The following is a 2,781-nucleotide window of genomic DNA, read 5'->3' on the forward strand; positions in this document are numbered from 1 at the left end:
CACAGTTCAGAGGAGTAAGGGAAAGGGAATTCTTTATATACAGGCTGACAAATATTTATGCATAAAAATAAAATCCCTCAGGTTTTTACGTTGATCCATACTATCTGCAATTACAACTTGCGAAACATCTATAGCCTCTAATAGTATCATAACAACAAACTTAATTTATTATAGTAAATTAAAAACGGTTTCTCGAAGACAAAAATATAAAAAATAGAAATACAGGATAGGTATATTACAATAAAATCCCTCTAAACAGACGTTTAGAAGGATTTTATTTCGACCGCTGGTGGTCTTTTCTTGTAGTGGGCGCTAACGGATTCGAACCGCTGACCCTCTGGGTGTAAACCAGATGCTCTGAACCAGCTGAGCTAAGCGCCCGTACACTTTCGTTTCAAAAGCGATGCAAAGATACAACTAATTTTATTCTGCCAAAACAAATAAAGACTTTTTTATTAGCAGAGTATCACTTTTTAGGTTATACGATGCAATCTTATAAGAAAAAGAGTATCAACAACTGCGCCGAAAGAACCCGCAAAAACATGGTAAGCGGATAAACAGAGGCGTAGCCAACTGCAGGAGCATCATTGTCCGAAATTGAGTTAGCATAAGCCAATGCAGGAGGGTCGGTCATACTACCCGACATTAATCCCATCAGCGTATAATAATTGATCTTAAATGCTTTTCGTGCGATGAAACCTATAACCAACAACGGAATCATAGTGATAATAACACCGTAGCCAACCCAATTGATTCCGCCACCATGCACTATTGTTTCTACAAAATTCTCACCGGCACCCAAGCCCACACAGGCAAGAAAGAAACAGATACCTATTTCGCGCAACATCAAATTAGCACTAATGGTGGTATAGGTTATCAATTTGTATTTAGCACCCAACACACTCATCAGGATGGCAACAATCAGCGGTCCACCCGCCAAGCCTAATTTAACCGGTTGTGGAATGCCGGGGAAAACAAATGGAACACTTCCCAACAATACCCCCAGGAATATTCCGATAAAGATAGGGGTCAGGTGAGGTTCATTCAGTATTTTCAGTTGGTTACCAAGTGCTTTGATTACACTTTGAATAGCATTTAAATCGCCCACAATAGTTACACGGTCGCCCATTTGAAGCTGCAAAGCAGGGTCGGCAAGCAAGTCCACTCCTGCACGGTTAATACGGGTTATATTAACACCAAAGTTCCCTCTTAGATTCAGTTCGCGGATAGATTTACCATTAATAGAGGAGTTTGTTACCAGCACCCTGCGCGAAACCATCTGTTTATCGAGCATCGCCCAGTCATTCTCCTGCATATCTATGGTTTTACCAACAAAGGCAACAACGGTATCTTTATCTTTCGGTGTGGTTACTACAAAAATCTTATCGCCTTCGTTTAGCAGACTGGTAGGTTGAGCAATCTCTATATGTTCATTTTGGTGATGCAATACGCGGGTCACAATAAATTTCTTATTATCAAGAAGCAAGGCGATATCTTTAATCGTTCTTCCAAAAACAGAAGGATTTCTTACTTCCAACGATACTAACTCAATGCTTGTTTCGCCCACAGAAGCGCCTTGCAGTTGAGCCGTTTCTTTACCAAGATTAATGCGAAACACAAACCTAACAAGCATAATAGAGACAATAATTCCCACAACTGCCAACGGGTAAGCAACCGCATAACCCATAGCGATGGTAGGATCGGCATAGCCATTCGTATCAAAAAAGGCAGTCTGTGCAGCACCCAGTCCGGGAGTATTGGTTACTGCACCCGACAGGATTCCAACCATAGTAGGCATGGGAATGTCGGTGACGTAATGCAATACAATCGTTAATGCAACCCCCAAGAAAACAATGCCGGCAGCCAGCATATTCAATTGCAGTCCACCTTTTTTAAAGGAAGAGAAGAAACCGGGACCTACTTGCAACCCTACCGAGTAGACAAACAGGATAAGTCCAAATTCTTTCATAAAATGCAACACTTCGTGGTCTACTTTCATACCGAAGTGACCAGCAAGAATTCCAACAAACAAAACAAAGGTGATTCCTAACGAGATGCCTTTAAATTTGATCTTACCAAGGGCAATACCTGCCGCTATTACCAAGGAAAACAGCAGTACACTATGTGCAACCCCCTCCCCAAAGAACAGTCTTTCCAACCAGTTCATACCTATCATTTATGTTATACAAAAAAACTAAAAAACCTTTTTCGGGCGCAAAGGTAAGCAAAATAATCACTCAACCGTAATAAGACGCGAAAACAATATTTTATACAAGAACAATGTATATTAGTGTTTGTTTATGGGAATAGGTCTTCACCTTCACAAAACGCTGTAAGCCGCTTTACATTAAACACTTACGTGTGAAGACCCCCTATTTTAGCCTTCACAAGGTCTTCACAGGTAAATTTTCGCGTATCGCAACCTCATTTACAACTAAACCAAAACGAGTTTCAAAATATCTCCCATCTATATTAAAGTACTGTTACACTGTACTTTTGCCACTGCATTGCTGCATCATTTCCACTGTATTGTTGCATCAATTAAAGTGCCACATTCATCTCTTCACAACTGTGATGATATCTCTTCACCTATGTGATGATATCTCTTCACAATTGTGACGATATATCATCACAGTTGTGAAGAGTATAAAATGAGTATTTGAAACGGATAAGGATGCAGTGCAATGACTTATACTGAAAGTGGTTGTCAGTTTTTACTGCTTGTTACTAAAAAGGTTGTCGCAATATATCTTTTCATTCTAAAAAGGTTGTCATTCATAT

Annotated in this window: 1 protein-coding gene and 1 tRNA gene; both read right to left on the reverse strand. The window is 39.9% G+C overall.

Features of this window, described 5'->3' with window-relative positions; translation table 11 throughout:
* Window positions 1-306: 306 nt before the first annotated feature.
* A tRNA-Val gene (locus D0T50_RS13395) sits at window positions 307-381 on the reverse strand.
* A gap of 112 nt (window positions 382-493) precedes the next feature.
* Window positions 494-2,167, reverse strand: a complete 1,674-nt coding sequence (locus D0T50_RS13400) for a putative transporter (protein WP_163224032.1) — start codon at window positions 2,165-2,167, stop codon at window positions 494-496.
* Between the last annotated feature and the right edge of the window lie 614 nt (window positions 2,168-2,781).

This window comes from Bacteroides sp. 214, assembly GCF_010501015.1.
Classification (GTDB): Bacteria; Bacteroidota; Bacteroidia; order Bacteroidales; family Bacteroidaceae; genus Bacteroides.

Coding starts and splice junctions, on each gene's coding strand:
- D0T50_RS13400 (WP_163224032.1), bottom strand. CDS start 2,167: ATGAACTGGTTGGAAAGACTGTTCTTTGGGGAGGGGGTTGCACATAGT.